This window comes from Natrinema salinisoli (genome assembly GCF_020405205.1).
GTDB classification, from domain to species: Archaea; Halobacteriota; Halobacteria; order Halobacteriales; family Natrialbaceae; genus Natrinema; species Natrinema salinisoli.
Genome location: NZ_CP084469.1, coordinates 2,061,327 through 2,083,709, shown reverse-complemented (window position 1 = coordinate 2,083,709; position 22,383 = coordinate 2,061,327). Strand labels below are relative to the sequence as shown.

Below are 22,383 nucleotides of genomic sequence, written 5' to 3'. Positions count from 1 at the left end.
ATGCGTTCGTCGGTCGTCGAACCGGGTCAGAACCGGTTGATCTCGACGTCGTCGTTCCCCGGCCCCGGCTGTGCCTGCGAGGCGCAATCGGCACAGAGATCCATGGTTTCCTCGAAGTGGACCTCACACGCGAACGTCCCGCAGTTCGAACACTGCTCCTGAGCCGGACGGGATTCACAGATCTGACAGAGGCCACTGACGCTCATACCTCGGGGTACGGACTCGAAGGGCTTGAAAGCGAGCCCGGCGCGCTCGGGTCGACGATTGGACCCGAACTCGAGACTGGCACGGGGGACCGTCACGACGAACCTCTTCACTCGCGATCACGAGAGAGCGGGCTACGGCGTAGTTTTCCGCGAAACGAGAGGCGAATCGTGACACGTGCTATCAATATACGGGAAGGCTTTTGCCATGCGCCCAACTACCAGCGCGTATGAGCCGTGACCGGGCTCTCCTCGAGCGAGCCCTGGACCGTGGCGAACAGGACGGTGGCAACGTCGAATTCAAAGAGCGATTGTCACGAGACGTCCACCTCGAGGGTGGACGGCGGGAGAGCCTGGCCGCGCAACTCCGACATCGACTCCTCTCGGGCGACGGCGAGGCGACGTACGTCGTCGGCGTCACCGACGACGGCGGTCTCGCCGGCGTCGATGCCGACACCTTCTCCGAGACGATGGACGTTCTCTCCTTGCTGGCAGAGGAGGCCGACGCACACATCGAAGACGTCCAGACGTGGGGAATCAACGAGGGAATCGTCGGCGTCGCGCAGGTCCGCGAGGGTGGCGTCCTCGAGACGGACGACGAACACGTCGTCGTCGGGACGGCGGGCCACGTCGACCACGGGAAGAGTACGCTCGTCGGGTCGCTCGTCACGGGCAAGCCCGACGACGGGGACGGTGCGACTCGCGCGTTCCTCGACGTCCAGCCCCACGAGGTCGAGCGGGGGCTCTCCGCCGATCTGTCCTACGCGGTCTACGGCTTCGACGACGAGGGGCCGGTCCGGGTCCGGAACCCGAATCGCAAGGCCGACCGCGCGGAAGTCGTGCAGGAAGCCGATCGGCTCGTCTCGTTCGTCGACACCGTCGGCCACGAGCCGTGGCTCCGGACGACGATCCGCGGGCTGGTCGGACAGAAACTCGACTACGGGCTGCTGGTCGTCGCCGCCGACGACGGGCCGACGCGAACGACGAGAGAACACCTCGGCGTCTTGCTCGCCACCGACCTCCCGACGATCGTCGCGATCACGAAGACCGATGCCGTCGACGAAGAGCGCGTCGAGGAGGTCGAACGCGAGGTCGAACGGCTCCTCCGCGACGTCGACAAATCGCCGCTGCGGGTCGCCCGACACGGCGTCGACGCCGCGATCGAGGAGGTCAGCGAGCGGGTGGTCCCCATCGTCGAAACCAGCGCGATTACGATGGACGGCCTCGAGACGCTGGACGAACTGTTCGATCGGCTGCCCAAGACCTCCCAGGACACCGGCGAGTTCCGGATGTACGTCGATCGGAGCTACTCGGTGACCGGCGTCGGCGCGGTCGCGTCGGGGACCGTGATGGCCGGTGAGGTCGAGGCCGGCGACGAACTCCTGATCGGCCCGATGTCCGACGGGCGCTTCCAGGAGGTCGAGGTCCGCTCGATCGAGATGCACTACCACCGGGTCGACACGGCCCAGGCGGGCCGGATCGTCGGCATCGCGTTGAAAGGGATTCAGGAGAGCGCGATCGAGCGCGGGATGGTCCTGCTCCCTCGCGACGCCGACCCCGAACCCGTCCGCGAGTTCGAGGCCGAAGTCATGGTGCTCAACCACCCGACCCGAATCGGAGAGGGATACGAGCCGGTCGTCCACCTCGAGACGATCGGCGAGGCCGCCGCGTTCTACCCCGAAGACGGTCGGCTGCTGCCGGGCGACACCGGCAAGACCACCGTCGAGTTCAAGTTCCGTCCGTACCTCGTCGAGGAAGGCCAGAAGTTCGTCTTCCGCGAGGGACGCAGCAAGGGCGTGGGGACGGTGACCGACGTCTCCCCGATGGAGTGACTGGTGACCGGGAACGCGATTCGTCTCGAGTCCCTCTCCCCGAGGCGGCCGCCGATTCGATAGCGGTCAACTCGAGCGCCCCGCGATCGGGGGACGGCTCGAACGCGATTCCGAACCGGCACGCCAACTCGACCAACCGTCCGTCGTTCGACGTCCTCATCGGTCATACATCCGTAGTTTGGCCCGTGACACCCATCCAGTAGACGAAAACACATAAACATTAGACGCGGCTAAACCTCGACGTGACCGGTGATATCGCTGTGCGACAGCATCCCTGCAGCACCTTTCACGGATGACTGGCTGGCTCGAGATCCTCGTCGCCGCGTTCGTCCTGCAGCTGTCGGTGCTCCCCGGCGAGAAGGTGCAGTTCATCATCGCGGGGCTGGCGACACGATACGATCCCCGGATCGTGGTCGCGGCCGCGGCGAGCGCCTTTGCCGGCTGGACGATCGTCGAGATCTTCTTCGGGGCGGCGATCCAGGGCGTGTTACCACCCGTTTACCTCGACGCGGTCACGGCGGGGTTGTTCCTCCTCTTTGCGGCGTTGCTCGTCAGGTCGGCCCCCGAGACGAGCGAGCGACCGGTGGCGACCAACGGCGGCGCGGCGACGGCCGACGCGATCGATATCTCGATCTTCGGCCGCGACGTACCGCCGTACCTCCGCGGGTTCGTCCCGATCTTCGCTCTGATGGCCGTCGGGGAGTTCGGTGACAAAACACAGCTCGTCACGATCGGGCTCGCAATGCAGTACGGAGCCCACCCCGCGATCTGGGCCGGCGAGATGCTCGCGATCGTTCCCGTGAGCGCGGCCAACGCCTACTTTTTCCACCGGTTCTCTCACCGTTTCGACGCCAGACTGGCCCACCTCGCCGGCGCGGGGCTCTTCCTCTTTTTCGGGCTCGATACCGTGTTGCAGATCCTGACGGGGATTTCGGTCTGGGAGACGATCGTCGAGGCGATCTCCTCGGTACTTCTCGGATTCCACTGAGTGTGACTGCGGGGATCGAAACCAAAGTTGGTATGTCTCCCTCGGTTCCTCACCCTAGACAAGATGGTACAGACGAGCGTTATCGGTTGTGGCAACATGGGGAGCGCCCTGATCAAGGGCCTCTGGCGGTCCGGGAACCATACGGTGATCGCGTGCGACCTCGATCCCGACGCACTCGAGGGTGTCGCCGACTACGTCGACCGCACGACGTCGGACGTATCGGACGCGTCCGACGCCGACGTGGTCATCGTCGCGGTGAAACCGGATATCGTCGGCGCAGTCCTCGAGGATCTCGATCTCTCGCCCGAGCAGACGCTGCTCACTATCGCTGCGGGCGTCTCTACCGACTACGTCGAGGCGCGGACCGACGCGAACGTCGTCCGGATCATGCCGAACCTCGCCGCCGAGACCGGCGACATGGCTGCGGCCGTGACTACGGACGGCATCACCGACGAGGTGCGAGCGCTGCTCGACGACGCCGGCGAGTTCGCCGAGATCGACGAGGAGAAGATGGACATCGCGACCGCGGTCAACGGGAGCGGTCCGGCCTTCGTCTTCTATCTCATTCAGGCCATGGCGGACGCGGGCGTCGAGGGCGGCCTCGAGCCCGACGACGCCGAAACGCTGGCCGCACAGACGTTCAAAGGGGCGGCCGAGACCGTCCTCCGATCGGACCGGAGCGTCGACGAGTTGATCGACGCCGTCTGCTCGCCCAACGGGACGACGATCGAAGGGATGGAGGTCCTCTGGGAGAGCGACGCCGACGCGGAGGTCAGAGAGGCAGTGAAGGCGGCCGAGGAACGATCGGCGGAACTCGCGGCAGAATTCAACGATGAGTAAGGGGCTCGAGGAGGCGGCCGTCACGGAGGCGAGGCGGCTCGCCGCCGACGCGGATCGCGTGATCGTCAAGGCCGGAACGAACTCCCTGACCGACGAGGAGTCGAACCTCGACGACGCGAAACTCGACAAGCTGGTCGACGACATCGAGGACCTCCTCTCGCGGGGCAAGGAGGTTATCCTCGTCTCGTCGGGCGCAGTCGGGGCCGGGATGGGGCGGATCGGGCAGGCCAACGAGACGCTCGAGGACTCCCAGGCGCTCTCGACCGTCGGCCAGAGCACCCTCATGCACCGGTACACCGAGAGCTTCGACCGGTACGACCGGGAAGTGGCCCAGCTCCTCCTCACCCAGCACGACCTCGAGAACCCCGAACGGTTCACGAACTTCCGGAACACCGTCGAGACGCTGCTGGACTGGGGCGTCGTCCCGATCATCAACGAAAACGACGCCGTTGCGACCGAGGAACTCCGGATCGGCGACAACGACATGCTCTCGGCGGCGGCGACGATGGGCGTCGACGCCGACCTGCTCGTCACGCTGACCGACGTCAGCGGCGTCTACACCGACAATCCGAAGGAGAACCCCGACGCCGAACGCATCGAAGCCGTCGGCCGCAACTACGACACGGTCCAGCAGATAACTTCCGAAAGCACGACCAACGGGTTCGGCGGCATCCAGACGAAAGTCGAAGGCGCACGCGACGTCAGCGAGCACGGGGTACCGGCCGTCATCGCGAAGTCGACCGAGCCCGACGTGCTCGCGAAAATCGCTACTGCCAAACCCGTGGGGACCATATTCGTCCCCATCAACGGTGTGAGCGATGACTGAGACCGATATCGAACGAGACGTCGACGAGGCACAGACCGCGGCCCTCGAGCTCGCGAAACTGTCCGACGAGGACCGGAGCGCGGCGCTTCACGAGATCGCCGACGCGATCGAAGTGCGGTCCGACGAGATCCTCGCGGAAAACGAGAAAGACGTCGCGGAGGGCGAACGGCTGCTCGAGGAGGGCGAGTACACGCAGGCGCTCGTCGATCGCCTGAAGCTCTCCGAATCGAAGATCGAGAGCATCGCCGAAATGGTCCGAAGCGTCGCCGGACAGGACGACCCGCTGGGGAAGACGCTCTCGGCGCGCGAGCTCGACGAGGACCTCGAGCTCTACAAGGTCGCCGTCCCGATCGGTGTGGTCGGAACCGTCTTCGAGTCCCGACCCGACGCGCTCGTCCAGATCGCCGCGCTCGGCTTGAAGTCGGGGAACGCGGTGATCCTCAAAGGCGGCAGCGAGGCGCTCCACTCCAACAGAATCCTCTTCGAGATCATCGAAGACGCCGCGGCCGATGCCGGCGTCCCCGACGGCTGGGCCCAGCACATCGAGGCCCGCGAGGACGTCGACGCCTTGCTCGAGATGGACGACGCCATCGACCTCCTCATGCCCCGGGGCAGCTCCGAGTTCGTGAGCTACATTCAGGACAACACGAGCATTCCCGTCCTCGGCCACACGGAGGGTATCTGCCACGTCTACGTCGACGACGAGGCCGACCTCTCGATGGCCGAAGACATCGCGTACGACGCCAAAGTCCAGTATCCCGCGGTCTGCAACGCCGTCGAAACCCTGCTGGTCCACGAGGACGTCGCCGCGGAGTTCCTGCCCGCGATCGCGGACCGCTACGAAACCGCCGATGTCGAGATCCGCGGCGACGAGGCCACCCGCGAGATCGTCGACGTCGACGCGGCGACCGACGCCGACTGGGACACCGAGTACGGCGATCTCATCGTCTCGATCCGGGTCGTCGACTCGCTCGAGACCGCGATCGATCACGTCACCACCCACGGCTCGAAACACACCGAGTCGATCGTGACCGAGGACGCCGACCGCGCGAGCACCTTCATGCGCAGCATCGACTCGGCGAGCGTCTTCCACAACGCCTCGACCCGGTTCGCCGACGGCTACCGGTTCGGTCTCGGTGCGGAAGTCGGCATCAGCACTGGAAAAATCCACGCCCGCGGCCCCGTCGGCCTCGAGGGGCTGACGACCTACAAGTACCACCTCGAGGGCGACGGCCAGCTCGTCGCCACCTACGCCGGCGAGGACGCCAAGCCGTTCACTCACGAGGCGTTCGACGGCGACTGGTCTCCCGGTCACCTGTCGAACGAGTAGCGCCGGTCGATTTTCAACTACTCGCGCGCGAGCGCGATTCTGTAACGGTCTTCGTCTCGTTCTCCGTTTCGTTCGGCCAGATCGAGCAGAACCGCCCATTCGAGGAGCCGTTCGACCCGTTCGCGCTGCGTTTCGGCCGAACGGGTCGGCCGTCGCTCGCGTGCGCCGGACCGTTGTCGTTCGCTACGGATCGCTTCTGCGACCTCGTCGGCAGTCAGTGGGCCGTCGGCTCGCTCGAGGACGCCGATTGCGGCGTCGGCTCCGTAGACGCGCGCTCGGAACGCCCGACGGAGCCGGTCGGAATCGAGTGCTGATTCGGACCCTGTATCGCGGCGGCGAAAGCCCGCCGGTTCTTCGGTCGCGAGCTCGAGCGCACGGAGAAAGGTGAGCCACGTCGCCGCCTCGTCTCGCGTTTCGAGGGCCGTTTCCTCGAGCAGCAGTCGGCAGCAGTCGTCGACGTCACCGGCGGTTGCGGGGAGTGCTCGCTGAATCGTTGCGAGAACGGAGAGTTCCACGGGCGGTTCGGGAACCGGTTTGAACTGCACGACTACAGGTCGAAGGAGTCGACGAGCAGTTCCTCGTCCGTCTCCCCGTGGACGTACGTCGGGCCGCCGATCACGTCGATCGTCACCGTTGCGGGGGCGAAGAGGTCCGAGGGAACCTCCGAGAAGTCCCAATCGAGATCGTCGAAGACGTCGCCGAACGGCCGGCCGTGATCTTCGGCCGCGGTCGACGGCACCGAGTCGAAGACATCGGCGTCCTCTCGCACGGTGAGATGCGCCCGCCCGCCGTACGCGATCGCGTCGTTCGTCCGCGCGATGGCCGTCCGTTCGTCGCCTGCGACGGGTGCGACCGGTGCGCGCCCCGTCGCGGAGACGATATCGAGCGGGTCGTAGCCGAGTTCGGAGAGTCGAAACGTCGCGAGTTCTGCGGCGCGCGCGGCGTTCGTAATGCTCCCCACGAGGCTCGCGGTCGGATAGGCCAGCAGGAAGACGCTGCTCGTCTCGACCTCCGCGCGCTCGGCGACGTGCTCGGCCACCGATTCGGTCGGATCCATCTCCGTTTCGATGGCCAGTGCCGTCAGGTCGAAGGCGTCGGTGTACCCGATGCGGCGGAACTCCTCCTCTTCGGCGACCAGCGCCCGGGCGGGACCGCTTCCCAGCCCTTCGAAGTCCTCGGTCAGTACCTCCCAGCCCGCTTTCTGAGAGCACAGCAGCGAGAGCGCCGGCTGATCCGTCGAGAGCTCGACGTAGGGAATCGACGCGTCGCCCAGCTCGCCCAGTTCGTAGTTCGGCGTCGCCATCCCGGCCGTCTGGATCTCGGTCAGCAACAGCGCGGCCTCGATACCGCCGTCGAACTCGAGCCCGAAGTCCAGTACCGTCGCTTCGTTCTCGAGGTCGTACCCGCCGATATTCAACTCCTCGGCGTAGTCGAGGGCCTCGTCGACCAGCTCGATCGCCATTCGGTTGAGACTTTCCATGCGACGGGATTCAGTCCCCGGGGTAAAACCGTTTGTCCGTTGGCGTCTGACCGACGTCTGACAGCTATGACCGTTACGACTCCCGATTCGTCGCCGGTCGACCGAGGTGCTCTTCGACGACGTCGACCTTCTCGGACGCGTCGACGTCTCGCGTCCGTTTGTCGTCGATTTTCAGAACCGTACTCACCCGATCGGCATCGACGGCGTCGTGGGCCGCCTGCGCGGCCGCGAAGAGTTCGTCGGTCGTCTCCGCTTCGATCACCGTTCCCATCGGGTTCGTCTCGTAGGTGACGTCGTACGCCTCGAGCGCATCGACAGCCTTCGCGACCTCGCCGGCCATACTGTCCTCGATCACCGGTGCGACGCTCAGTAGTGCGACTACCGTCATAGCGGCCCTGACGTTCGGCGGGAACCTAAATCCGTGCCATACGAACCCGTTGGGTGGAGCACTCCGGGCGACTCGAGTCGTCTCCGGCCGCGACGCTGGCGGCGTGGAGGTGTGCGCGGGAGAAAAACGATCAGTGAGTGACGACGGGAGACGGACTGCCCGCGCTCAGTTCGTGGCCGGCGCCCGGGGCGTCTCCGCGGGCGGGTAGATGATGACGTCGCCGTTCGCGTAGACGTACACCTCGTGTTCTAGGGCCGTAAAGGCGATGTGACCACCGGTTCGGTCGGAGCCGTCCGCCTTCTGGCCGAAGATACGGTCGAGCGCGTCCGGATCGACGCTATCGTACAGGGAGAACTCCCCCTGCGAGACGTCGGTGTCCGCGATCGACGCGAGGGCGTGGACGATCGTCGTGGTGATCGTCGCCGTTCCGTCGGCGTCGTGGTGGAACACGTAGCGGTCGTTTGGCTGGTCGTACTGGAGGTCGTTCGTGCCGTCTGCGGGTGAGAGTTCCGTCTGCATTGCTAGATCTGATCGTTCAATCGTGTATTAGCACGTAGTTACTCACGGTATAAAAGCCGCTCGCAACCACTAAGAGTACACGTACGTGAAATTCATCGCGGAGCTAGATACGTTTCTCAAATACTCGCTGCGCGGTCGCTTCCGGGTGCTCGTCCGCTCGTCGATCTCTCCACGTCGTGGACACTCACGACAACACGGACTTTGTGAAATCAATACTCGATTGTTAGCCGCTCCTCGCGTGTCCGCAGCAGCCCGGTATCTGCGAGCGTGATTGGAGCGGACTGTAGGCAACCGTCCGGACGCTTGCCACGGCCGCCCGCGGGCTTATCCACGCGCGTGACTATAGCAGAATCATGGCTACTGGCTCAGGAGACGATCTCAGTTCGGAACTCGAGGCCCTCGAGGACCTCCCTGCCGCCGTCGACGAAGCGGCGATCAAACGCATGCATACGGTCGCACACGCCCTCGACGAGGGGATTCGAGTCCCGGGGACGGATTTCAAAATGGGGCTCGATCCGATCGTCGGGATCCTTCCGGGGGCCGGCGACACCGCTGCGGCAGTCGTCTCGCTGTACCTCGTCGTCGAGTCCGCTCGACAGGGCGTTTCCCAGTCGACGCTGCTCCGCATGCTCGCGAACATCGGCGTCGACGCCGTCATCGGCTCCGTCCCCGTCCTCGGCGTGATCTTCGACGCCTTCTGGAAGGCCAACAAGTGGAACCTGCAGCTCGCGCTCGAGGACCTCGCCGACGAGGGCGGGCAGTCGGACAGTGAGCCGGAAGTCGTCACAATCGACTAACCTGATCGCTCGGCGGCTCTCGAGAAGCGATTCGCTCCGACCACGGGTCGATCGTTCGCTGGTCCGTGCCTCGTAGCGTCACCCTACCCTCTCGGTATCGAAAACGTGCTGGCTGGGATTTGAACACCGCGAAGACGGTCCTGTTCGCTCACTTCGTTCGCTCGAGGCTGCGACTTCTCTCGTTCAAATCCAGAACGATTCCTGTCGTTCACGGTTTTGTTCGCGACAGAAATGCGCTGGCTGGGATTTGAACCCAGGTTGTGACCATGGCAAGGTCACGTGATACCACTACACTACCAGCGCCCTGCTGCACTCATACCTACTGCCGGACGGATGTATAAGGGTTGCGAATCGGTCCGGCATCGGCATGCTGCAGCATGGCGATTTTCGAGTGCTCGAGGCGACACGTCACGCCGATTTTCACCCCTTCACGCCACTCGTTCTCGCGAGATCCTGTGACAAGTTACCGTGATTGAGTGTGTGTCTGTTCGGCACGAATTCGGGAGTGTGAGCCGTTGACAGCCGGGATCGAATCCGCTATTCTTTTAAGACCCTCTCCGCAATACATCGCTACAGTCTAGTGACGCGGCGCCGAAGCGTCTCGGCATGACTGTCAGCGTACTCGTGCCGTCGTCGATCAGTCGGGAAGCCGAAGACAAACGCGAGGCAACCCGCAAGCTCGGATACGTCGCCCGCGCGGCGACGATCTTCCGGGCGGATCGCCTGGTCGTCTATCCCGATCGGGAGGGCGAAACCGGGCAGTTCGACGGCGGGTTCGTCAGCACCGTGTTGCGGTACGCCGCAACGCCCCCGTACCTCCGCAACGAGGCGTGGGGGATGCGAGACGAACTGGAGTACGCGGGCATCCTGCCGCCGCTCCGCGCCATGTCACAGACCGGCTCCGAATCTACCGGTTCGGGGTCGTCAAGACAAGGAATCGTGACCGAGGTCGGACCTGAAGGGCGCGTCCGGGTCAATTGCGGACTGCAACACCCGATCTCCCTCAACGTACCGCCGAACATGGCGGTCGAGGAGGGAGAGCGCGTGACCGTCAGGATCTCTTCGCGACGACCGGTCCGGGCGAAGCTCGTCGACGAACCCCTTCCGGGGCTTTCGATCGAGCAGACGGACCTGCGGGCAGCACTCGGCCGTGAGGACGCCGGCGTTCGCATCGCGGCCTCCCGATTCGGTGAAGAACTCACCGTCGGGCGGCTCGAGACGCTGGCCGGACGCGTCCAGCGCGACGGGATGACCGTCGCCTTCGGCGCGCCCGAGAGAGGGCTGCCGGCTATCCTCGGAATCGAGGCATCGGCCGTCGAAGCGTCGTCCGATCGGGACGACGCAGCCGATGACGAAGTCGAACCCACTGCCGATCCGGGGTTCGACCTCTGGCTGAATACGGTTCCGGATCAGGGAAGCGAGGTCGTTCGAACGGAGGAGGCTCTGTTCGCGACCCTCGCTCCCCTCTCACTGAGAGAGTGATAGAATGCCACAAGCAAATACACCACGCAAAGGCTCACTCGGGTTCGGCCCACGAAAGCGTGCGACCAGCGAGGTCCCACGCTTCAACTCGTGGCCGGACGACGACGGACAGCCGACGCTTCAGGGCTTCGCGGGCTACAAGGCCGGCATGACCCACGTCGTCATGGTCGACGATAAAGCGGATTCGCCGACCGAGGGGATGGAAGAGACCGTCCCCGTGACGATCGTGGAGACGCCGCCGATGCGCGCCGTCGCGCTGCGAGCGTACGAAGACACGCCGTATGGTATGAAGCCGATAACCGAGGTCTGGACCGATGAGTTCGTTCCCGAACTCGATCGCGTTCTCGACCTTCCCGGTGACGGGTACGACACCGACGCCGCCACGGACGAGCTCCGTGGCCTCCACGAGGAGGGCCGCGTCGACGACGTCCGCGTCATCACCCACACGGTTCCGGGGGACGTTCCCTCGGTGCCCAAGAAGAAACCGGACGTGATGGAAACGCGCGTCGGCGGCGGCTCCGTCGACGACCGCGTCGACTTCGCCCTCGAGATCATCGAGGACGGCGGCGAACACGTCATGAACGACGTGTTCCGCGCCGGCGAGTACGTCGACGCGAGCGGCGTCACGAAAGGGAAAGGGACGCAGGGCCCCGTCAAGCGATGGGGCGTCCAGAAACGCAAGGGCAAACACGCCCGGCAGGGCTGGCGTCGCCGCATCGGCAACCTCGGCCCCTGGAACCCGTCCCGCGTCCGCTCGACTGTCCCGCAGCAGGGCCAGATGGGCTACCATCAGCGAACGGAACTGAACAAGCGCCTCGTCGACATCGGCGACGGCGCAGACGCGACGGTCGACGGCGGCTTCGTCAACTACGGCGAAGTCGACGGACCGCACGCGTTGATCAAGGGCTCGCTCCCCGGGCCACAACAGCGTCTCGTACGCTTCCGCCCGGCGATCCGACCCGGAGACCAGCCGCGCCTCGATCCCGAGGTGCGCTACGTCTCCACCGCATCCAACCAGGGATAACACATGGACGCAACAGTACGAAACCTGGACGGCTCGGACGCGGGCACGGTCGAGCTCCCGGCGGTCTTCGAGACCACCTACCGCCCGGACTTGATCGGCCGCGCCGTGCGCGCCGCGCAGGCAAACCGAAAACAGGACTACGGTGCCGACGAGTTCGCCGGCCTTCGAACGCCGGCCGAATCGTTCGGTAGCGGCCGCGGGATGGCCCACGTTCCACGACAGGAGGGTCGCGCTCGACGCGTTCCCCAGGCCGTCAAGGGACGCAAGGCACACCCGCCGAAAGCCGAGAAAGACCAGTCCGAATCGATCAACACGAAAGCAAAGAAACTGGCCGTCCGCAGCGCGATCGCTGCGACGACCGACGCCGAACTCGTCGCCGAGCGCGGCCACGAGTTCGACGAGGACGTCGAGACTCCCGTCGTCGTCGACGACGAGTTCGAGGACCTCCACAAGACGCAGGACGTCGTCGACTTCCTCGAGGCAGCCGGCCTCGCGGACGACATCGAACGCGCCGACGAGGGTCGCAGCGTCCGTTCCGGTCAGGGGAAAGCCCGTGGCCGCAAGTACAAGACGCCGACGTCGATCCTCTTCGTCACCTCCAGCGAGGCCGGCCCGTCCCGTGCGGCCCGGAACCTCGCCGGTGCCGACGTAACGACGGCAGCTGAGGTCAACGCGGAGGATCTCGCGCCCGGCGCACAGCCGGGACGGCTGACGGTCTGGACCGAAAGCGCACTCGAGGAGGTGGCCGACCGATGAGCTCGGCCATCGAACACCCGCTCGTCACGGAGAAGGCGATGAACGACATGGACTTCGAGAACAAGCTCCAGTTCGTCGTCAACCCGGACGCGACCAAGCCCGAAATTCGGGACGAGGTCGAGGAGCGGTTCGAGATCTCGGTCCAGAACATCAACACGCAGGTAACGATGAAGGGCAAAAAGAAAGCGATCGTCCGCCTCTCCGAGGAGGACGACGCACAGGAAGTCGCTTCGCGAATCGGGGTGTTCTGAGAATGGGACGACGCATTCAAGGACAACGACGCGGTCGCGGGACCTCCACGTTCCGCGCCCCGTCGCACCGGTACAAGGCGGACCTCGAGCACAAGAAAGAGCAAGACGACGAGACCATCAGCGGGACGGTCGTCGACATCGAACACGACCCGGCCCGATCCGCACCGATCGCGGCCGTCGAGTTCGAGGACGGCGATCAGCGTCTCATCCTCGTGCCCGAGGGCATCACCGTCGGCGAGGAGCTCCAAGTCGGCGTCTCCGCGGAGATCAAGCCGGGCAACACGCTCCCGCTCGCGGAGATTCCCGAAGGGGTTCCGGTCTGTAACGTCGAGGCGAATCAGGGCGACGGCGGTCGCTTCGCCCGCGCCTCGGGGACGAACGCCGACCTGATCACCCACGACCGCAACGCGGCGGTCATCGAGCTTCCGAGCGGCGAGGTCAAGCGCCTCGATCCCGAGTGTCGCGCCACGATCGGCGTCGTCGCCGGTGGCGGCCGCACCGAGAAGCCGATGGTCAAGGCCGGCAACAAGTATCACAAGATGAAGTCCCGGGGCACCAAGTGGCCTCGCGTCCGCGGTGTCGCGATGAACGCCGTCGACCACCCGTTCGGTGGCGGCGGCCGACAGCACCCCGGCAAACCCAAGTCCGTCTCGCGGGACGCCCCGCCGGGACGGAAGGTCGGTGACATCGCGTCCCGGAGCACCGGTCGAGGTGGCAACAAATGAGTCAGGAGTACCGAACCGGCCGCGAAGGTGAGTTCACCTACCGCGGCTACACGCTCGAGGAGCTGCAGGAGATGGAGCTCGACGAGGTTGTGGAACTGCTACCCGCACGACAGCGGCGAAGTATCGAACGCGGCCTCTCCGTCGAGAAGGAGAAGCTTCGCGAGGAGGCCAGCGAGAAGGGCGAGGAAGAAACGGCGAACGACCCGATTCGAACGCACCTGCGGGATATGCCGATCCTGCCGGAGTTCGTTGGCAAGACCTTCGAGGTCTACAACGGGCAGGCGTTCGAACGCGTTCGCGTCGAACCCGAAATGATCGGCCACTACCTCGGCGAGTTCCAGCTGACGCGGACCTCCGTCGAGCACGGACAGGCCGGTATCGGCGCGACTCGATCGTCGAAGTTCGTCCCACTGAAGTGATCCACGTATGGGAATCAACTACTCAGTCGACGTCGATCCCGACGCCACGGCGAAAGCCATGCTTCGGGAGCGTCATATGAGCAACAAGCACAGCAAGGAGGTCGCACGTCAACTCAAGGGCCAGACCGTCGGCGAGGCTCAGGCGTACCTCCAGGACGTCATCGACGAGAACCAATCCGTGCCGTTCAAGTCCCACAACGCCGGTGCCGGACACCGCTCCGACATCGACGGCTGGGACGCCGGCAAGTACCCGGAGAAGGTCTCCAAGGAGTTCCTCGATCTGCTCGAGAACGTCGAGGCCAACGCGGATCATCAGGGCTTCGACGGCGAATCCATGGAGATCGTCCACGTCGCCGCCCACAAGGTCGGCGAGTCCGTGGGCCGCAAGCCCCGCGCGATGGGGCGTGCGTCTTCCTGGAACACGCCGCAGGTCGACGTCGAGATCATCGTCGAAGAAGTCGACGAGGACGAAGCAGGTGATAGCTAATGGCTGACGAACACCAATTCATCGAGAACGGCCTGCAGCGGTCCCAGATCGACGAGTTCTTCCAGGAAGAGCTCGGCCGCGCGGGCTACGGTGGTATGGACGTCGCCAAGACGCCGATGGGAACCCAGATCGTCCTCAAGGCGGAGAAGCCCGGGATGGTCATCGGCAAAGGCGGCGAGAACATCCGGAAGGTCACGACGGCTCTCGAGGAGCGGTTCAACCTCGAGGACCCCCAGATCGACGTGCAGGAGGTCGAAGAACCCGACCTCAACGCACGGATCGTCGCGGACCGACTGGCCAACGCGCTCGAGCGTGGCTGGTACTTCCGGAAGGCCGGTCACACGACGATCGACCGGATCATGGAAGCGGGCGCGCTCGGCGCGGAGATCGTCCTGTCGGGGAAGGTCACCGGCGCGCGATCGCGCGTCGAGAAGTTCAACCGCGGCTACATCAAGCACAACGGCGAGCCCGCCGAAGAGGTCGTCGACCACGGCCAGGGCGTCGCGGTCATGAAACTCGGCACCATCGGTGTCGACGTGAAGATCATCCCGCCGGGTGCCGAACTGCCCGACGATTTCGAGGTCAACGAGGACATGGATCCGGAAGAAGTCGTTCCGGAGGCCGTCGAAGTCAACGAGGCCGAGGGCGTCGAGGAGCTCCTCGAGGGCGAACCCGAGGACACTGACGCCGACGCTGACGAGGCCGACGCCGACGCTGCGGCTGCGGAAGCCGCGGACGCCGACGCCGAGGCAGACCTCGACGAAGACGTCGTCGAGGAGGTCATCGAAGAAGAGGTCGAGGCCGACGCCGACGAGGAGTTCGAAGAAGTCGAAGTCCCCGGTGGCGACGACGACGTCGAGGAAGAGCTCGAAGAGCTCGAGGAAGACGTCGAAGCGGAAGCCGAAGACCTCGTCGAAGAGATGGAAGCGGAAGAGGAAGCCGACGCGGACGACGCAGACGAGGGAGGTGACGCCTGATGGCGATCCTCCACGTCGAAGAGATCCGCGACATGACTCCCGCCGAGCGAGAGGAAGAACTCGAGGAACTCGAGACGGAGCTGCTGAACCAGAAGTCCGTCCTCGCCGCCGGTGGCGCCCCGGAGAACCCGGGACGCATCGGCGAACTGGGTCGCACCGTCGCGCGGATCAAGACGATCCAGCGCGAAGAGGGTGACCTCGAAGACGACACTGACGACGAATAACACGACAATGGCACTGACACCCGAGACCCTGCCGCGACACGAACTCAACGGACTCCCCGTCCGAGTCGTCGAGAGCGACGACTCCTCGCGGGTGGGTCTGGAGGGGCGCGTCGTCATCGAGACGACGAAGACGCTCTCGGTAGAGGTTCGTACGGACGGCGAGTCTCGGGTCGTGATGGTGCCGAAGTCGGGCTCGACGTTCGAGTTCGCGATCACAGATGACGCCGCCGACCTCGCGAAGGGGTCGGGGACTGCGTCCAAACTGGCCGACACTCAACCTGCAGCGGGGGACGATTCGTCCGCCGCTACAGACCGAGCCGGCGGCGATGCCGCCGACTATCGTGGCGATGATCCCTCACGGGATCACCGCCACGCTGCTGGCGAGGATGTAGCCTACGTTACGGTCGATGGATCGCGGCTGCTCTCACGGCCCGCCCGACGCACGGAAACGAATGGTGACTCACCATGGCAATAGGACTAGACGTTGAAACCCCTCCGGAACCCGACAACCCGGAGGAATACGACTACGAGAAATGTCCGTTCTACGGCGAACTCTCCGTTCGAGGGCAGATCCTCGAAGGGACGGTCGTCTCGACGGACATGGACAAGACCGTAGTCGTCGAGCGAGAGTACGATGTGGCGGTCCCGAAGTACGACCGACACATGAAACGACGCTCGCGCATCCCGGCACACGTACCGGGCGTGCTCGAGCCGCTCTCGGTCGGTGACACGGTCAAGATCGCAGAGACCCGACCACTGTCGAAGACGAAATCGCACGTGGTCGTCGAAGTAACCCAAGAAGCGACTGCCGAGGACGTCGCCGAGCTCACGAGTCAGGCCGAGCCTGAGCCGGAGCTCTCCGACGAAGACCTCGCCGCGGCTGCAGACGAGGGTGATCAGTGATGGAGGCAATGAAAGCCGACGTCACGCAGGGCCTGAAGAAGGGCTCGCTGGTCACGTGTGCCGACAACACCGGCGCGCGTGAACTGAAGGTCATCAGCGTCGCGGGCTACCACGGCACCAAGAACCGCCAGCCGAAGGCGGGGATCGGTGACAAGGTGACCGTCTCGGTCACCAAGGGTACCCCGGAGATGCGCCGACAGGTCCTCGAGGCCGTCGTCGTCCGCCAGCGGAAGTCGATCCGCCGGCCCGACGGCACGCGGCTGAAGTTCGAGGACAACGCGGCGGTCATCATCGACGAGAACGAGGAGCCCCGCGGCACGGAGATCAAGGGGCCGATCGCCCGCGAAGTCGCAGAGCGCTTCGGAGCAATCGCCAGTACGGCGACGATGATCGTATAGATATGACTGAACAACCACACAAACAGCGAACGCAGACGCGAAACGCGCCGCTGCACGAGCGACAGAAGCAGCTGCACGCGACGCTGTCCGACGAGCTCCGCGAGGAGTACGACACCCGTCGAACCCGCGTCAACGCGGGCGACACGGTCGAGGTCATGCGCGGCGACCACGCCGGCGAGGAAGGCGAGGTCATGCGTGCGATCCTCGAGGATGGAACCATCCACGTCGAAGAGGTCACCGTCGAGACGGCCGACGGCGAGGAAGTGCCGCGGCCGCTCGACCCGTCGAACGTCCGCATCACGGACCTCGACCTCGAGGACGAGCGTCGCGAGGCGCGTCTCGAAGGTGATAGCGAATGACGAAACACCAGAAACGACTATCCGTACCGAAGTCCTGGCCGGTCGAGCGAAAGACCGAGACCTTCACGGTCAAGGCCGACGCCGGTCCCCACGGCGAAGACGGCGTGCCGCTCGTCGTCCTCCTGCGGGACGTGCTCGGCTACGTGGACTCGCGGAAGGAAGCACGGTACGCCCTGAGCGAGGACGCGATCCTCATCAACGGCGACGCGATCAACGACGAACAGCGCCCGATCGGCATGTTCGACATCGTCGCGTTCCCCGGCCGCGGGGAGTACTACCGCGTCTTCCCCGACGAGGGCGGTCGGCTCGCGCTGACCGAGATCGACGAGGAATCGGCCGAGAGCCGCCTCGGCAAGATCGTGAACAAACAGCAAGTGCCGGGTGGCGACACCCAGCTGACGCTGCACGACGGCACGAACGTCATCACCGATGGCGACTACGACCCGAAGGATTCGATCGTCGTCGACAACGACGACAAATCCATCGTCGCGCACTTCCCCTACGAGGAAGGTGCACTCGTGACGGCCGTCCGTGGCAACCACGGCGGCAAGGTCGGCGAGATCGACGCGATCGACGTCACGCCGGGCAGCGGTTCGAACAGCGTCGGCGTCTCGACGGACGACGACGGCTTCGAAACCGTCGAAGAGTACGTCGTCGTCATCGACGAGAACTTCACGGGTGATGACGATGAGTAGCGAAAGCGAATCCAGCGCCGACTTCCACGAGATGCGCGAACCGCGCGTCGAAAAGGTCGTCGTCCACATGGGCGTCGGCCAGGGTGGTCGCGAACTCGGCAAGGCCGAGGACATCATCGAGGAGATTACGGGTCAGGAGAGCGTCCGTACGCAGGCGAAACGGACCAAACCCGACTTCGGAATCCGTCAGGGCGACCCGATCGGCGCGAAGGTGACCCTTCGCGACGAGGACGCCTACGAGTTCCTCGAGACGGCCCTGCCGCTCGCGAACATCTCTCGACGGCAGTTCGACGACACGGGGAACGTCAGCTTCGGTGTCGCGGAACACACCGACTTCCCGAGCCAGGAGTACGACCCGAGCATCGGGATCTTCGGACTGGACGTCACCGTCAACCTGGTGCGTCCGGGCTACCGCATCGCCAAGCGCGACAAGGCCACCCGATCGATCCCGTCGACGCATCGACTGACTCCCGAGGACGCCATCGGCTTCCTCGAGGCGAACTTCGACGTGAGCGTGGAGGGCGCAGACGATGAGTGAAAGCGAAACAGACGAAAACGACCGTACGGGCGAGCACGCGGCGAAGCGAACGGGGCAGGTCGAGTCCTGCCAGCGCTGTGGCCGCGAGCAGGGACTTGTCGGAAAGTACGACATCAATCTCTGCCGGCAGTGCTTCCGCGAGATCGCCCGCGAAATGGGATTCAGGAAGTACCGATAACATGACCGGAAACGATCCACTCAGTAACGCGCTCTCGGGGCTCGACAACGCCGAGAGTGTGGGTCATCTCACCCACGAGGTAACGCCCGCCTCGAACGAAATCGGCAGCGTACTCGAGGTCTTCTACGACCGCGGGTACATCGACGGCTTCGAGTACGTCGACGACGGTAAAGCCGGTCAGTTCGAGGTCGAATTGAAAGGAGCGATCAACGAGTGCGGCCCCATCAAGCCCCGCTACGCCGTTGGCGCCGAAGACTTCGAGAAGTGGGAGAAGCGCTATCTCCCCGCTCGAGACTTCGGAGCCCTCGTCGTCACGACGAGCAGTGGCATCATGAGCCACTACGAGGCGCGCGACCAGGGTATTGGGGGCCAGGTGATCGCATACGTCTACTAATCATGCGAGTCGAACTGGAAATCCCCGAGAACGTATCCGTCGAGGTCGACCGTTTCGACGTCACCGTCGAGGGCCCGGAAGGCAGCGTTACGCGCCGCCTCTGGTACCCCGACGTGACCGTCGAGACCGACGACGACCAGGTGGTAATCGAGAGCGGTGCCGAGGACGCGAAGACGAATTCGACCGTCGGCACCTTCGAGAGCCACATCACCAACGCCATCCACGGCGTGACCGAGGGTTGGGAGTACGAGATGGAAGTCTTCTACTCTCACTTCCCGATGCAGGTCCGCGTGGAGGGCGACGAGGTCGTCATCGAGAACTTCCTCGGCGAAAAGGCACCGCGACGAACGACTATCCACGGTGAAACCGACGTGACCGTCGACGACGAGCAGCTCGTCCTGTCCGGCCCCAGCAAGGAGGACGTCGGACAGACGGCGGCCGACATCGAGCAGCTGACGAAGGTCAGCGGCAAGGACACCCGCGTCTTCCAGGACGGGGTCTACATCACCGCCAAACCCGCCAAAGGAGGTGCCTGATAGATGGCAGACGACCAATCCAACGACGAACCACAGGATCTCGAAGACATCAGCGGCGTCGGCGCGAGCAAGGCAGACGCGCTCCGTGACGCCGGCTTCGAGTCCATCCAGGACGTCAAGGAAGCCGATCAGGGCGACCTCGCCGAAGCCGAGGGCGTCGGGAACGCACTCGCCGCCCGTATCAAGGCCGACGTCGGTGACCTCGAGGTCACCGAGGAGACCGAGGCCGAGATCGAAGACGAAGGCGTCGAGGAGGAAGCAGAGCCCGACGAAGACGTCGAGACCGAACTGCAGCCCCGCGGGCTGACCGAGAAGACGCCCGACCTCTCCGACAAGGAGGAACGACTCCTCAACCGTCGGCGGAGCGAAGGGAAACCGCAGTTCAACCGACAGGACTACCACAAGAAAAAGCGGACGCCGGAATCCTGGCGTCGACCCCGCGGCCAGCTGTCCAAGCAGCGCCGCGGCGTCAAGGGCAAGGGCCCGAAAGTCCAGGCCGGCTACCGCACGCCGAAAGAAGTCCGGGGCAAACACCCGAGCGGCTTCGAAGAGGTCTACGTCGAGAACACGGACGACCTCGAGGGCGTCGACGGTGACACGGAGGCGGTTCGGATCGCCTCCGCCGTCGGTGCGCGCAAGCGAGAGCGTATCGAAGAGCTCGCAGAGGAGCAGGGCGTTCGCGTCCTGAATCCGACCTACGAGGAAGTCGAGGTGGAATCAAATGACTGATCTGAGCGCACAGAAGCGACTCGCCGCCGACGTCATGGACGTCGGAAAGAACCGCGTCTGGTTCGATCCGGAGGCTCAGGGGGACATCGCCGAAGCGATCACACGCGACGAGATCCGCGAACTCGTCGACGAGGGTCGCATTCAGGCCGACGACCCCTCGGGCAACTCCCGAGGCCGTGCTCGCGAGCGCAACGCGAAGCGCTCCTACGGCCACCAGAACGGGCAGGGCAAGCGCCGCGGCAAGAAGGGCGCACGCCAGAACGAGAAAGACGAATGGCAGAACAAGATTCGCGCACAGCGCCGGAAGCTCCGCGAACTCCGCGACAAGGGCGAGCTAACGCCCACGCAGTACCGCCAGCTCTACAAGAAGGCCGGCGGCGGGGAGTTCCGCAGCGTTCGGTACCTGCTGAACTACATCGACGAAACCTACGGTGACCAATAATGGCGACAGGACCACGATACAAAGTGCCGATGCGGCGTCGCCGTGAGGTCCGGACGGACTACCACCAGAGGTTGCGCCTGCTGAAGTCGGGTAAGCCCCGCCTCGTCGCTCGAAAGAGCAACAAGCACACCACGGCGCAGCTGGTTACTCCCGGACCTCAGGGAGACGAGACGCTCGCGAGCGCACACTCGAGCGATCTGGCGGAGTACGGCTGGGACGCACCCACGAGCAACATTTCCGCGGCGTACCTGACCGGCCTGCTGGCCGGCCAGCGAGCCGTCGAGGCGGGTCTCGAGGAAGCGGTCCTCGACATCGGTCTCAACACGGCCACGCCCGGCAACAAGGTGTTCGCGGTACAGGAGGGCGCGATCGACGCCGGCCTCGAGATCCCGCACAACGACAGCGTGCTGGCAGACTGGTCGCGAACTCGCGGCGAGCACATCGCCGAGTACGCCGAACAGCTCGAGGAGCCGCTCTACAGCGGTGACTTCGACGCGACTGACCTTCCCGAACACTTCGACGACGTACGAGAGGCGATTCTCGAATGAGCAACTACAACGATAGCGGATGGGAACCCGTTACCCGTCTCGGCCGGAAGGTCCAGGAGGGCGACATCGAGACGATGGAAGCTGCCCTCAACTCTGGCCTCCCGCTGAAGGAACCCGAACTCGTCGACCAGCTCCTCCCCGGACTGGAAGACGAAGTGCTGGACATCAATATGGTTCAGCGGATGACCGACTCCGGACGACGCGTGAAGTTCCGCTGTGTCGTCGCGGTCGGCAATCGCGACGGGTTCATCGGCTACGCGGAAGGCCGAGACGACCAGGTCGGCTCTGCCATCCAGAAGGCGATCGGTATCGCGAAGCTGAACATGATCCAGGTGCCCCGCGGCTCGGGCTCCTGGGAGGACCGCTCGGACCGGCCACACTCGCTGACCCGACGGACCACCGGCAAGGCCGGCTCCGTCGAGGTCGAGCTCATCCCCGCCCCCGAAGGGCTGGGGCTGGCCGCCAGCGACACCGTCCGTCACGTCCTCGAGCTGGCCGGCATCGAGAACGCCTGGACGAAGAGTCACGGCAACACTCGAACGACGGTCAACCTCGCGAAGGCGACGTACAACGCACTCGAGAACGCCTCCCAGTCGCGCCATCCGCGACGACGGCCAGACCGAGAGCGAGCTGAGGTGAGCGAGTGATGAAGGCGATCGTTCAAATTCGCGGCGAAGTGAATCGACAGGAAGACGTGCAGGACACCCTGTCGATGCTCAACATCCACAACGTCAACCACTGTACGCTCGTCCCCGAGACGGACGCGTACGAAGGGATGATCGCGAAGGTCAACGACTACGTTGCCGTCGGAGAGCCCGATGCCGACGTGCTCGAGACCCTGCTCGCGAAGCGAGCGGAGCCCCTCGAGGGCGACCAGTCGGACGTCGACGAGGAGTGGCTCGCGGACAACACGGAGTACGACGACTTCGGCGGGCTCGCCGAGGCGCTCCTGTCGGAGGAGACCACGCTTCGTGACGAGGGACTGTCACCGACGCTTCGACTCCACCCACCGCGGGGGGGTCACGACGGTATCAAAAAGCCGACCGTCGAGGGCGGCCAACTCGGAAAGCATACAACAGGGGAGATTAACGACCTCCTAGAATCGATGCGATAAT

Annotated in this window: 34 protein-coding genes and 1 tRNA gene; 29 read left to right on the top strand and 6 right to left on the bottom strand. The window is 64.8% G+C overall.

Annotation, left to right across the window (positions count from 1 at the left end; all coding sequences use genetic code 11):
* Window positions 1-26: 26 nt before the first annotated feature.
* Complete coding sequence (locus tag LDB05_RS10320; RefSeq protein ID WP_226007835.1) at window positions 27-206, bottom strand: hypothetical protein; 180 nt, start codon at window positions 204-206, stop codon at window positions 27-29.
* Window positions 207-433: 227 nt separating this feature from the next.
* On the opposite strand from LDB05_RS10320, the gene LDB05_RS10315 reads away from it, so the two are divergent.
* From LDB05_RS10315 to LDB05_RS10295, 5 genes are all read left to right on the top strand, one after another.
* Complete coding sequence (locus tag LDB05_RS10315) at window positions 434-2,035, top strand: GTPBP1 family GTP-binding protein (RefSeq protein ID WP_226007834.1); 1,602 nt, start codon at window positions 434-436, stop codon at window positions 2,033-2,035.
* 292 nt (window positions 2,036-2,327) lie between these two features.
* The gene (locus tag LDB05_RS10310) at window positions 2,328-3,023 is read left to right on the top strand and encodes a TMEM165/GDT1 family protein (RefSeq protein ID WP_226007833.1); all 696 of its coding nucleotides are present in this window, start codon (window positions 2,328-2,330) and stop codon (window positions 3,021-3,023) included.
* A gap of 63 nt (window positions 3,024-3,086) precedes the next feature.
* On the top strand, window positions 3,087-3,863 hold the full coding sequence (proC, locus tag LDB05_RS10305) for a pyrroline-5-carboxylate reductase (RefSeq protein ID WP_226007832.1): 777 nt from the start codon (window positions 3,087-3,089) through the stop codon (window positions 3,861-3,863).
* On the top strand, window positions 3,856-4,689 hold the full coding sequence (proB, locus tag LDB05_RS10300; protein WP_226007831.1) for a glutamate 5-kinase: 834 nt from the start codon (window positions 3,856-3,858) through the stop codon (window positions 4,687-4,689). Before proC ends, proB begins: the two co-directional genes overlap by 8 nt.
* On the top strand, window positions 4,682-6,019 hold the full coding sequence (locus LDB05_RS10295) for a glutamate-5-semialdehyde dehydrogenase (protein ID WP_226007830.1): 1,338 nt from the start codon (window positions 4,682-4,684) through the stop codon (window positions 6,017-6,019). The genes proB and LDB05_RS10295 overlap by 8 nt, the downstream gene beginning before the upstream one ends.
* Before the next feature lie 17 nt (window positions 6,020-6,036).
* Here LDB05_RS10295 and LDB05_RS10290 read toward each other — a convergent pair whose 3' ends face one another.
* The 4 genes from LDB05_RS10290 to LDB05_RS10275 form a co-directional block, all read right to left on the bottom strand.
* On the bottom strand, window positions 6,037-6,564 hold the full coding sequence (locus LDB05_RS10290) for a double winged helix-containing putative transcriptional regulator (protein WP_226007829.1): 528 nt from the start codon (window positions 6,562-6,564) through the stop codon (window positions 6,037-6,039).
* A 2-nt stretch (window positions 6,565-6,566) separates the two neighbouring features.
* Window positions 6,567-7,499, bottom strand: coding sequence for a methenyltetrahydromethanopterin cyclohydrolase (gene mch / locus LDB05_RS10285; RefSeq protein ID WP_226007828.1), 933 nt, complete (start codon window positions 7,497-7,499; stop codon window positions 6,567-6,569).
* Window positions 7,500-7,572: 73 nt separating this feature from the next.
* Window positions 7,573-7,887: an MTH1187 family thiamine-binding protein gene (locus tag LDB05_RS10280; protein ID WP_226007827.1), complete on the bottom strand. Its 315-nt coding sequence runs from the start codon at window positions 7,885-7,887 to the stop codon at window positions 7,573-7,575.
* A gap of 165 nt (window positions 7,888-8,052) precedes the next feature.
* Window positions 8,053-8,406 (bottom strand): HalOD1 output domain-containing protein, encoded by a 354-nt coding sequence (locus LDB05_RS10275; protein WP_226007826.1) that lies wholly within the window; start codon window positions 8,404-8,406, stop codon window positions 8,053-8,055.
* Window positions 8,407-8,759: 353 nt separating this feature from the next.
* Between LDB05_RS10275 and LDB05_RS10270 the strand changes: the two genes are divergently transcribed.
* Entirely contained in the window at window positions 8,760-9,203 is a 444-nt protein-coding gene (locus LDB05_RS10270; protein WP_226007825.1) for a DUF4112 domain-containing protein, read from the top strand.
* A 232-nt stretch (window positions 9,204-9,435) separates the two neighbouring features.
* Here the strand turns inward: LDB05_RS10270 and LDB05_RS10265 are convergent.
* A tRNA-Gly gene (locus tag LDB05_RS10265) sits at window positions 9,436-9,506 on the bottom strand.
* A gap of 303 nt (window positions 9,507-9,809) precedes the next feature.
* Between LDB05_RS10265 and LDB05_RS10260 the strand changes: the two genes are divergently transcribed.
* The 23 genes from LDB05_RS10260 to LDB05_RS10150 are packed head-to-tail and all read left to right on the top strand — an operon-like array spanning window position 9,810 to window position 22,382.
* Window positions 9,810-10,685: an RNA methyltransferase gene (locus LDB05_RS10260; RefSeq protein WP_226007824.1), complete on the top strand. Its 876-nt coding sequence runs from the start codon at window positions 9,810-9,812 to the stop codon at window positions 10,683-10,685.
* 4 nt (window positions 10,686-10,689) lie between these two features.
* Window positions 10,690-11,709: a 50S ribosomal protein L3 gene (locus tag LDB05_RS10255; protein ID WP_226007823.1), complete on the top strand. Its 1,020-nt coding sequence runs from the start codon at window positions 10,690-10,692 to the stop codon at window positions 11,707-11,709.
* 3 nt (window positions 11,710-11,712) lie between these two features.
* A complete protein-coding gene (rpl4p, locus tag LDB05_RS10250; protein WP_226007822.1) occupies window positions 11,713-12,465 on the top strand; it encodes a 50S ribosomal protein L4 in 753 nt (250 codons plus the stop codon).
* Window positions 12,462-12,716: a 50S ribosomal protein L23 gene (locus LDB05_RS10245; RefSeq protein WP_226007821.1), complete on the top strand. Its 255-nt coding sequence runs from the start codon at window positions 12,462-12,464 to the stop codon at window positions 12,714-12,716. Before rpl4p ends, LDB05_RS10245 begins: the two co-directional genes overlap by 4 nt.
* A gap of 2 nt (window positions 12,717-12,718) precedes the next feature.
* A complete protein-coding gene (locus LDB05_RS10240; protein ID WP_226007820.1) occupies window positions 12,719-13,441 on the top strand; it encodes a 50S ribosomal protein L2 in 723 nt (240 codons plus the stop codon).
* Window positions 13,438-13,860, top strand: coding sequence for a 30S ribosomal protein S19 (locus LDB05_RS10235; RefSeq protein WP_226007819.1), 423 nt, complete (start codon window positions 13,438-13,440; stop codon window positions 13,858-13,860). Before LDB05_RS10240 ends, LDB05_RS10235 begins: the two co-directional genes overlap by 4 nt.
* Before the next feature lie 7 nt (window positions 13,861-13,867).
* Window positions 13,868-14,347, top strand: a complete 480-nt coding sequence (locus tag LDB05_RS10230; RefSeq protein ID WP_226007818.1) for a 50S ribosomal protein L22 — start codon at window positions 13,868-13,870, stop codon at window positions 14,345-14,347.
* Window positions 14,347-15,324 (top strand): 30S ribosomal protein S3, encoded by a 978-nt coding sequence (locus tag LDB05_RS10225; RefSeq protein WP_226007817.1) that lies wholly within the window; start codon window positions 14,347-14,349, stop codon window positions 15,322-15,324. The genes LDB05_RS10230 and LDB05_RS10225 overlap by 1 nt, the downstream gene beginning before the upstream one ends.
* The gene (rpmC, locus tag LDB05_RS10220) at window positions 15,324-15,548 is read left to right on the top strand and encodes a 50S ribosomal protein L29 (protein ID WP_226007816.1); all 225 of its coding nucleotides are present in this window, start codon (window positions 15,324-15,326) and stop codon (window positions 15,546-15,548) included. The genes LDB05_RS10225 and rpmC overlap by 1 nt, the downstream gene beginning before the upstream one ends.
* 7 nt (window positions 15,549-15,555) lie before the next feature.
* On the top strand, window positions 15,556-16,023 hold the full coding sequence (locus LDB05_RS10215; protein WP_226007815.1) for a ribonuclease P protein component 1: 468 nt from the start codon (window positions 15,556-15,558) through the stop codon (window positions 16,021-16,023).
* The gene (locus tag LDB05_RS10210; protein WP_226007814.1) at window positions 16,014-16,451 is read left to right on the top strand and encodes a 30S ribosomal protein S17; all 438 of its coding nucleotides are present in this window, start codon (window positions 16,014-16,016) and stop codon (window positions 16,449-16,451) included. Before LDB05_RS10215 ends, LDB05_RS10210 begins: the two co-directional genes overlap by 10 nt.
* Window positions 16,451-16,849, top strand: coding sequence for a 50S ribosomal protein L14 (locus tag LDB05_RS10205; RefSeq protein ID WP_006180012.1), 399 nt, complete (start codon window positions 16,451-16,453; stop codon window positions 16,847-16,849). The genes LDB05_RS10210 and LDB05_RS10205 overlap by 1 nt, the downstream gene beginning before the upstream one ends.
* Before the next feature lie 2 nt (window positions 16,850-16,851).
* Window positions 16,852-17,208: a 50S ribosomal protein L24 gene (rplX, locus tag LDB05_RS10200; RefSeq protein ID WP_226007813.1), complete on the top strand. Its 357-nt coding sequence runs from the start codon at window positions 16,852-16,854 to the stop codon at window positions 17,206-17,208.
* Entirely contained in the window at window positions 17,205-17,903 is a 699-nt protein-coding gene (locus LDB05_RS10195) for a 30S ribosomal protein S4e (protein ID WP_226007812.1), read from the top strand. The genes rplX and LDB05_RS10195 overlap by 4 nt, the downstream gene beginning before the upstream one ends.
* Window positions 17,896-18,441 (top strand): 50S ribosomal protein L5, encoded by a 546-nt coding sequence (locus LDB05_RS10190; RefSeq protein ID WP_226007811.1) that lies wholly within the window; start codon window positions 17,896-17,898, stop codon window positions 18,439-18,441. Before LDB05_RS10195 ends, LDB05_RS10190 begins: the two co-directional genes overlap by 8 nt.
* Complete coding sequence (locus LDB05_RS10185; RefSeq protein WP_226007810.1) at window positions 18,434-18,619, top strand: 30S ribosomal protein S14; 186 nt, start codon at window positions 18,434-18,436, stop codon at window positions 18,617-18,619. The genes LDB05_RS10190 and LDB05_RS10185 overlap by 8 nt, the downstream gene beginning before the upstream one ends.
* A gap of 1 nt (window position 18,620) precedes the next feature.
* Window positions 18,621-19,013 (top strand): 30S ribosomal protein S8, encoded by a 393-nt coding sequence (locus LDB05_RS10180; protein ID WP_226007809.1) that lies wholly within the window; start codon window positions 18,621-18,623, stop codon window positions 19,011-19,013.
* A 2-nt stretch (window positions 19,014-19,015) separates the two neighbouring features.
* Entirely contained in the window at window positions 19,016-19,549 is a 534-nt protein-coding gene (locus LDB05_RS10175; RefSeq protein ID WP_226007808.1) for a 50S ribosomal protein L6, read from the top strand.
* 3 nt (window positions 19,550-19,552) lie between these two features.
* The gene (locus tag LDB05_RS10170) at window positions 19,553-20,278 is read left to right on the top strand and encodes a 50S ribosomal protein L32e (RefSeq protein ID WP_226007807.1); all 726 of its coding nucleotides are present in this window, start codon (window positions 19,553-19,555) and stop codon (window positions 20,276-20,278) included.
* A complete protein-coding gene (locus LDB05_RS10165) occupies window positions 20,271-20,720 on the top strand; it encodes a 50S ribosomal protein L19e (RefSeq protein WP_226007806.1) in 450 nt (149 codons plus the stop codon). Before LDB05_RS10170 ends, LDB05_RS10165 begins: the two co-directional genes overlap by 8 nt.
* Window positions 20,720-21,268 (top strand): 50S ribosomal protein L18, encoded by a 549-nt coding sequence (locus tag LDB05_RS10160; RefSeq protein WP_226007805.1) that lies wholly within the window; start codon window positions 20,720-20,722, stop codon window positions 21,266-21,268. Before LDB05_RS10165 ends, LDB05_RS10160 begins: the two co-directional genes overlap by 1 nt.
* Window positions 21,265-21,915, top strand: coding sequence for a 30S ribosomal protein S5 (locus LDB05_RS10155; protein ID WP_226007804.1), 651 nt, complete (start codon window positions 21,265-21,267; stop codon window positions 21,913-21,915). The genes LDB05_RS10160 and LDB05_RS10155 overlap by 4 nt, the downstream gene beginning before the upstream one ends.
* Window positions 21,915-22,382: a 50S ribosomal protein L30 gene (locus LDB05_RS10150; RefSeq protein WP_226007803.1), complete on the top strand. Its 468-nt coding sequence runs from the start codon at window positions 21,915-21,917 to the stop codon at window positions 22,380-22,382. The genes LDB05_RS10155 and LDB05_RS10150 overlap by 1 nt, the downstream gene beginning before the upstream one ends.
* Window position 22,383: the final 1 nt, after the last annotated feature.